Origin of the sequence: Actinomadura hibisca NBRC 15177 (assembly GCF_001552635.1) — a bacterium.
In the GTDB taxonomy this organism is placed as follows: domain Bacteria; phylum Actinomycetota; class Actinomycetes; order Streptosporangiales; family Streptosporangiaceae; genus Spirillospora; species Spirillospora hibisca.
Genome location: NZ_BCRO01000006.1, coordinates 53,153 through 59,883 on the forward strand (window position 1 = coordinate 53,153; position 6,731 = coordinate 59,883).

At 75.5% G+C, this 6,731-nt stretch carries 8 protein-coding genes; 4 read left to right on the plus strand and 4 right to left on the minus strand.

The genetic code is table 11. The annotated features are described in order from the left end of the window. Positions 1-21 precede the first annotated feature (21 nt). The 4 genes from AH6_RS02555 to AH6_RS02570 all read left to right on the plus strand — a co-directional run bounded on the left by AH6_RS02555 (position 22) and on the right by AH6_RS02570 (position 4,169). Positions 22-891, plus strand: coding sequence for a hypothetical protein (locus AH6_RS02555; protein ID WP_067472782.1), 870 nt, complete (start codon positions 22-24; stop codon positions 889-891). Next, complete coding sequence (locus tag AH6_RS02560; RefSeq protein WP_067472785.1) at positions 891-2,651, plus strand: GMC family oxidoreductase N-terminal domain-containing protein; 1,761 nt, start codon at positions 891-893, stop codon at positions 2,649-2,651. Before AH6_RS02555 ends, AH6_RS02560 begins: the two co-directional genes overlap by 1 nt. 128 nt (positions 2,652-2,779) lie before the next feature. Beyond that, positions 2,780-3,538, plus strand: coding sequence for a bestrophin-like domain (locus tag AH6_RS02565; RefSeq protein WP_067472788.1), 759 nt, complete (start codon positions 2,780-2,782; stop codon positions 3,536-3,538). Position 3,539: 1 nt separating this feature from the next. Then, complete coding sequence (locus tag AH6_RS02570) at positions 3,540-4,169, plus strand: hypothetical protein (RefSeq protein WP_067472791.1); 630 nt, start codon at positions 3,540-3,542, stop codon at positions 4,167-4,169. 24 nt (positions 4,170-4,193) lie between these two features. On the opposite strand, the gene AH6_RS02575 is transcribed toward AH6_RS02570, so the two are convergent. Genes AH6_RS02575 through AH6_RS02590 form a run of 4 tightly spaced genes read right to left on the minus strand, consistent with a single transcriptional unit; the run spans position 4,194 to position 6,602 of the window. Then, a complete protein-coding gene (locus tag AH6_RS02575) occupies positions 4,194-4,742 on the minus strand; it encodes a hypothetical protein (protein ID WP_067472794.1) in 549 nt (182 codons plus the stop codon). Between the two features lie 22 nt (positions 4,743-4,764). Then, complete coding sequence (locus AH6_RS02580) at positions 4,765-5,376, minus strand: Rv1363c family protein (RefSeq protein ID WP_174555068.1); 612 nt, start codon at positions 5,374-5,376, stop codon at positions 4,765-4,767. 31 nt (positions 5,377-5,407) lie between these two features. Continuing rightward, entirely contained in the window at positions 5,408-6,001 is a 594-nt protein-coding gene (locus AH6_RS02585) for a hypothetical protein (RefSeq protein ID WP_245679144.1), read from the minus strand. A gap of 22 nt (positions 6,002-6,023) precedes the next feature. Beyond that, complete coding sequence (locus AH6_RS02590) at positions 6,024-6,602, minus strand: hypothetical protein (RefSeq protein ID WP_083982149.1); 579 nt, start codon at positions 6,600-6,602, stop codon at positions 6,024-6,026. Positions 6,603-6,731 lie beyond the last annotated feature (129 nt).

A 6,731-nucleotide genomic window follows, 5' to 3' on the forward strand; every position in this document is an offset into this window, starting at 1 on the left:
GATTGATGAAAGGCAACGTTCATGAATGCCGTTCCGCTCCCGCCCGGCCGCCGGGCCGTGCTGCGCGCGACGGGCCTGCTGGCCGCCGTCCCGCTGCTCCCCGCCCTCCCTGAATCCCCCGCCTCCGCCGCCCCCCGTCCCGACGGCGACGTGCGCGCCGTGCAGGACGCGCTGGCGCTGCTGACCCGCGACGCGATGAGCGGGCTGGCGGTGTTCGTCGCCCCCGGGCCCGACCCGTTCTCCCGCCAGCAGGGCACGCCGCGCCGCGAGCCCGGCGCGATCGAGGCGCGCGTCCCCGACTTCCTCATCGACGCCCTGGACCGCTATCTCCCCTTCCCCGACCTGCTGGCGGTCCCCCTCACCCGGGCGCTGGCGCACGACACCGGCCGCCTGGGGCTGCCCGCCGCGCCCGGCCGCCCCGCCCCCGCCGAACGCCGCGTCGACCAGGGGCTGCGGCGGCTGCTGGACGGTGAGGCCACGATCCCGCTGGCGGGCGTGGTAGCGCTGCTGCTGAACTTGCAGGCCGTGCGCGTCGACCCCGCGTCGTTGTTCGGCCCGTTCGCCGCGCCGTTCGCGCGGCTCACCTACGCGCGCAAGGCGCGCGTGTTCGAGTTGCTGGAAGGCCCCGACCCCGCCCTCGTCGAGATGCTGGACGGGCGGCTGCCCGAACCGCTGCGCGGCACCGTGTCGGGGCTGCTGCGGTTCCTGGGCGGCACGCTGCTGGAGCTGTCCGCGCTGGGCGCCTACTCCGAATGGGCGGTGTTCGACCCCGCCACCAAGAGGCTCAAGGGCCGCCCCGTCGGCTGGCAGGTGTCGGGCTACTCCCCCTCCGTCGACGGCTGGGACGAGTACCGGGGCTACTACCAGGGACGGAAGAAGGTGACCGGCTGATGCGCGACGTCATCGTGGTCGGCGCGGGCGGCGGCGGCCCGGTGGTCGCCAAGGAGCTGGCCGCGCGCGGCCTGGACGTGCTGCTGCTGGAAGGCGGCGCGCACCACACCGACCCCCGCGCGTCCTGGACGCACTTCGAGAACGACGCCAACAACCCGCTGACCGGGTTCCTGCGCTTCGGCCCCGCCGACCGCCGCAAGCCCGCCTGGTTGCGCGAGGAGCCGCAGAACTCCTTCATCCTCCAGGTCGCGGGCGTCGGCGGCACCACCCAGCACTACTACGGCAACTCCCCGCGCGCCTTCCGGGGCGTGTTCGCCGGATACGAGGGCCCCGACCGCGACGCCTACGACCGCGCGCACGCCTTCCCCTTCCGCTACGAGGAGCTGATCCCCTACTACGAGTGGGTCGAGGCGACGCTGCCGGTGCAGACCGCCGCCATGGGCACCAAGGAGACGGTGTTCTTCCGGGGCGCCGAACGCCTCGGCATCCCGGTGCAGACCACCAAGGACACCCTGCGCGCCTCCTACCGCCCCCAGGAGAACGCCATCCTCCAGCCCGGCGGTACCGCCGGGCGCACCACCGACCCCGCGCGGCTGATTTACCCGCAGGCGACCGGCTGCACCTACTGCGGGTTCTGCCTCCAGGGCTGCATGGAGCCGGTCCGCGCCCCGCGCAACCAGTACGCCAAGCGCTCCACCGACAACAGCTACGTCCCCATGGCGATGACGGCCTCGGCGTGGGCGCGCGGCGGCCGGGACGTCACGCTGCTGCCCGACTCGTTCGTGGTGAAGGTGCACACCGAGCGGCGCGGCGGCGAGAGCGTCGCCACCGGCGTCACCTGGCGCACCGGCGCGACCGGCGAGCGCCACCGCGAGGACGCCCGCGTGGTGGTGCTGGCGGGCGGCGCGACCGAGACGCCCCGGCTGTGGCTCAACAGCGGCCTGCCCAACCCCAACGGCTGGGTCGGACGCGGCTACACCGACCACTTCCTGGACGGCGTCACCGGCCTGTTCGACGAGGAGACCGGCTCGTCCAAGGGCCCCAGCTCGGCCGCGCGCTGCGACTTCCCCGGGCACGGCGCGCTGGAGCAGCTCGGCGTCGGCCCCGCCATCCAGGCGTACCAGATGGCGCTGTCGGGCAGCGGCGTGCGCGGCCGCTACACCAACGGGCGCGGCATGACCGGCCCCTGGGACGGCCGCGCCGGGCGCGTGATCGGCCCAGAGCTGAAGGACGCCCTGCTCAACGGCGTCGACCGGCTGCTGAACATCCTGATCCTGACCGACGACGACGTGCAGGCCCGCAACCGCGTGTCGTTGTCGGTGCTGCCGCCCGACGCGCACGGGGCCGCGCCCAAGGTGTCGCTGGACGGCCGCACCCGCACCCGCCGCACCGCCGCCAACCGCGAGTTCCTCGCCCGGCGCGCCACCGAGCTGCTGCGACGCGCGGGCGCGCGTAAGGTGTACCGGCTGGACTGGGCGCCGCTGCTGCTGCACGTCCACTCCTCCATGCGGATGGGGCGCTCGGCGGCCGACTCGGTGCTGACCGCCGACGCCGAGAGCCGCTGGGTGCGCAAGCTGTACGTGGCCGACAACTCGGCGCTGGCCAACTCGCTGGGCGGCCCCAACCCGACCCTCACCACCCAGGCGCTGGCCACCCGCACCGCCGAGAAGATCTTCACCCGGCACTTCGGCGGCCGCGCCTGGGTGGGCGCGGAGGCGCCGGTGGCGTCCACCGACCCGCGGGTGACGCACGCCCTGTGAGACGGGCGCATCCGGCGTCCCCGTGATCCGGCAAAACCCTCCTCTCGCACGGTTGGTGATTCTATAATCACCCTCAGTAGCGGATCATGTGGTGGTCCGCGCCGTGCCCGGCTCCGGAAAAGAGGGTCATGCCTGTCTACCTGCTCGCCGCGGCCTGCGCGATCGGCGTCGTGCTCATCGCCGCCCGGCTGGTCAAGCGCGGGACCGAGGACGCCGCCCCGGACGGGCCCACCACCGGGCACACCGGCGCGATGATCTCGGCGCTGTTCCTGCTGGCGTTCGCGGTGGCGATCGTGGTGCCGTGGACCTCGGCCGACTCCGCCCGCCTCAACACCTACGCCGAGGGCCAGGCGGTCGTGGAGGCCGCCTGGACGGCCGAGCGGCTGCCCACCCCCCTGCGCGCGCCCCTCCAGGACGGGCTGAGCGACTACGCCCGCTTCGTGCGCGACTCCGAATGGCGCATGATGGCCGACGGCAAGCTCAGCCCCGACGGCTGGACGCGCCTGGAACGGCTGCGCCGCGCCGCGCTGGCACTGCCCGCCGGGGAGGACGAGGAGAAGGACGCCCGCAGCGCGATGCTGGACCAGATCGCCCAGATCTCCACCGCCCGCCACCAGCGCGCCATGGACGCCAAGACCACTCCCCCCGCCGGGCTGCTGGTCATCACCCTGCTCACCGGCCTGCTGGTGATCCTGCTGCCGTTCCTGTCGGGCGCGCGGCCGCGCGGCATGGCGCTGGTGCCGCTGGCGCTGATGGCCGGGCTGCTGGGCGTCGGCGTCTACCTGTGCCTGGACATCATGCACGTGTTCACCGGCGCGCTGGCCGTGGAGCCGGACGCCTTCACCAGCGTGCTGGCGGAGATGCGGCGCATCTCCTCGGGAGGCTGACGTGCGCCGCGTCCTCGTGCTGGCCGCCACGCTCACCGGTGGCCTGGTGCTGATGCCGATGCCGCAGGCCGCCGCCGACGTCGAGGTGTGCGTCAACGTCGGCGGCGTGGTGCACGTGGGCGTCGGGATCGGCACCGTCGCCTGCGGCTGCCCCGAGCCGGAGCCGATCCCCCCGCCCGATCCGGCACCGCCGCCCAAGCCCGCCCCACCCAAACCGGCACCTCCCAAACCGGCACCGCCCAAGCCGGTGCCGCCGCCCGAGCCCGCGCCCCCGAAACCGGCCCCTCCGAAACCGGCGCCGCCGCCCGAACCGGCCCCGCTCAAGCCTCCGCCGCCCGAGGCCGCGCCGCCGCCGGTCAAGCCGCCCCCGCCGCGCCCCGAGCCGCGGCCCGTGGCTCCCGCCGCGGCTCCTGCGGCCCCGCGTCCGGTGGCGTCGCGCCCGCAGCGGGTCGAGCCGCCGCGCGCGAAGCCGCCCGCGCCGCGTCCCCAGGTGAAGGCGGAGCCGCGCCCGCGGCGGCGACCGGCGGCGATCGTGTCGCCCCGGCGTCAGAACCCGCTCAGCTCACCGCTGGTGATGGTGGTGCTCGCGGTGGTCATCAGCGCCGGGACCGCCATCGCCTTCGCCCGCTGACCCGCCCGCTGAACGGGTCGGGCCTTACCTGCCGGTGAAGGCGTCGATGGCGGAGAGCTTCCAGCGGCCGTCGCGGCGCACCGCGTCCACCGCCAGCATGGTGGGCGCGGACGCGTCGCGCCCGTCGGTGGCGCGGGTGTTGTGCTGGTCGGCGAACAGCAGCAGGCGGGCGCGGTCGCCGGTCAGCAGCGTCACCGCGCCGTCGGTGACGGTCGTGGTGAGCACCAGCCGCTGGGCGGGGCCCTCCTTGCGCACCCCGGCGAACATGGTGGCGTGCTGCCCGACCGCCGGGCCGGTCAGCGCGGCGCGGGCGGCGGCCTCGGACTTGGCGGGGTCGGCGTAGGTGTAGGAGAACGCGCCGTTCACCGCCTCGGTGACGGCGCCCTTGACCTCGCTGGTGCGGGCGTTGTCGGTGAGGGCGGTGTTGCGGACGACGGGGCCGTCGCCCAGCGCGGCGGCCTGCTGGTGCGACCACAGGCCCGCGCCGCCCAGCAGCACCGTCACCGCGGCGAGCACGACGGGACGGCGCGCATGCTTCGCCGCCCGGCGCGCGGTGTCCTCAAGCCTCTTCACGGGTCGTCCTTTCGGGCGCTGGTCAGTCACCGGAGACGCCCACGGCGGCCGGGCCCAGCGCGTGCACCTTCCAGCCCGCCGGGGTGCGGGTCAGCTTGGCGATCAGGCGGCTCTGCTTGGCGGCGGGCTCGCCGCCGGGCGGGGTGACGGTGATCCGCACCGCCGCGATGACCGAGGCGCGTCCGGCACGGTCGTCGAGTTCGGCGACGCCCGCCTCCAGGACGCGGGCGCCGGTGACGGTCTTGGCCTTGCGCACCTGCTCCTCGAAGCGGGCGCGGTCGCGGACGAGCTGGTCGTGGAGTTCGCCGGTGGAGGAGTCCAGCCAGGTGCGCAGGCCCGCCGCGATGTCGCGGTGGTCGAGGGTGCTGAGGTTCTGGACGGCCTGGACGCCGCTCTGCAGGACCTCCTCGCGCTCCTGGGAGTAGTGCCGTCCCTCGTCGTGCGCGGCCGCGTACCAGGACCAGCCCGACCAGGCCGCCCAGCACGCCGCCAGCAGCGCGAGCACCGCCGCGACGGTGGGGAGGGGGTCGGCGCGGCGGGCGGGGCGAGGGCTGGCGCTGCGTTCTTCGGTGTCTTCCTTGCTCGGCTCGGCTTTGGCCGGCGTTTCCTGTTCGTCGGTCGTGGTGTCCGCCACCGGTGGCACCTCCTTGTGCGGGGTCGGGCGGTCAGCTCGACCGGATGTCGGTGATGCGCCAGCGGCCGTCCAGCAGGCGGGCGGTCACGGTGAGCTGGGCGGCGGCGGGCGTTCCGGCGGGGCGGCCCGCGCGGGTGGCGGTCTGGTCGAGGAACACCAGCAGCGTCGCGGCGTCGCCGGTCAGGCGGGTGGCGCCGATCCGCACGACGCGGCTGGTCAGGGCGATCTGCTGGGTGGGGGCCTGCTGCCGCACCTGGCCGAACAGCTGCCGGTACTGGCTCGCGGCGCGGCCGGTGAGGACCTCGGCGGCGGCGCGTTCGGTGGCGGCGGTGTCGCCGGGGGTGTAGGTGAACACCCGGCCGACGGCGGTGGCGACGTCGCCGGTGACCTTGGTGGTGGCCGGGGCGTCCAGCAGCGCGCGGTCGGCGGCCGGGGAGGCGTGGCGGGCCTGCCCCTCGGTGTACTGGAGCGCGCCTCCGGCGGCGACCAGCACCAGCGCGACCAGCAGTGGCCTTGCCAGCGCGCGCAGCCGGGCCAGGCGGCGGGGACGCGCGGCGGCGCGGTCCTCGGCCTTGTTCCGGGCGTTCCCGGCGTCGGTCGCGGGGGCCTGTTCGGTGATGCTCACGTGGGTCCTCTCCCCCGGGGTGTCAGCGGGCTCCGGCCGGGATCGCGGTGAGCGACTTGAGCCGCCACCCGGCCGGGGTGCGGGTGAGCCCGGCCTCGTAGCGCTTGCGCTGCAGGACGGGGGCGCCGCCGGGCGGGGTCAGGCGGATCTGCACCGAGGCGATCAGGCGGGCCTCCCCGGCGCGGGTGTCCAGGGCGGTGAGGGCGGCGGCCACCACGGTCCCGGTGGCGGCGGTGCGGGCCCTGGTGATCTTCTGGCGGCTCTGCGGGGCGTCGCGGGCGAGCTGGTCGCGCAGCGGGCCGGTGGCGGCGTCCTGCCAGGCGCGCAGGCCCGTCTCGACGCGGCCGGGGTCCATGGTGTTGAGCGCGGCGACCTGGTTGCGGCCGGTGCGCAGCACCAGGTCGCGTTCGCGGCCGGGGTCGCGGTCGGGATCGCCGGTCTCGCTCCACAGGCCCCAGCCGGACCAGCCGCAGTACACGGCGGCGGCCAGGACCAGGGCCCAGCCGATCAGGCCCCAGCCCGCCAGCAGGGTGCGGCGGCCGGGCCGCGGGTCCGCGGGGACGGGGGTGCGCTCGGTGGGCTTGGTGGTCTCGGTGGTCACGGGCGGGTTCCTCCCAGGCCGAGCAGGTCCGCCATGGTGGACGACGGGGTGGACGACGGGGTGGACGACGGGGTGGACGACGGGGTGGACGACGGGGTGGACGACGGGGTGGACGACGGGGTGGACGAC

Excerpts from the sequence above, each read along its gene's own strand:
- AH6_RS02555 (WP_067472782.1), top strand. The coding sequence starts at position 22 with ATGAATGCCGTTCCGCTCCCGCCCGGCCGCCGGGCCGTGCTGCGCGCG.
- AH6_RS02560 (WP_067472785.1), top strand. The coding sequence starts at position 891 with ATGCGCGACGTCATCGTGGTCGGCGCGGGCGGCGGCGGCCCGGTGGTC.
- AH6_RS02565 (WP_067472788.1), top strand. The coding sequence starts at position 2,780 with ATGCCTGTCTACCTGCTCGCCGCGGCCTGCGCGATCGGCGTCGTGCTC.